Genomic DNA, 323 nt, shown 5'->3' on the forward strand with positions numbered 1-323 from the left:
GTCTCTCTCTTTTACCTTCAGAATTTTTCCCCCCTATTGGATCATCAGGATCAAAGAAAATAGTGGAGCCTGATCCCGAACCTCCATCATACCCTTTCCGACGACTTCTAGGCCTTGCGCTATTCCCTCTTCTTGTTTTCTTTATTACGTGACGCTTTTCCGAATCCTCTAATTTCCCAACTAATTCCTTACCTTTGGGTTTACCTTTAATCTTATCCAAGGCTTTTTCGGTTTCTCGTACAAAATCTTTATCTCCCTTGATTATTAGCTCCATCCCCGTCGGGTCGACATACTTCACGGAGTTGTTGCTCACATAGGCATAC

1 protein-coding gene is annotated in these 323 nt (G+C 43.0%); it reads right to left on the reverse strand.

The window, feature by feature from the left end:
• The coding region (locus S1OALGB6SA_RS07935; RefSeq protein WP_148084053.1) for a M91 family zinc metallopeptidase at positions 1–274 on the reverse strand (274 nt) is incomplete at its 3' end.
• Between the last annotated feature and the right edge of the window lie 49 nt (positions 275–323).

This window comes from Olavius algarvensis spirochete endosymbiont (genome assembly GCA_900608495.1).
Lineage (GTDB): Bacteria > Spirochaetota > Spirochaetia > DSM-2461 > DSM-2461 > UBA2779.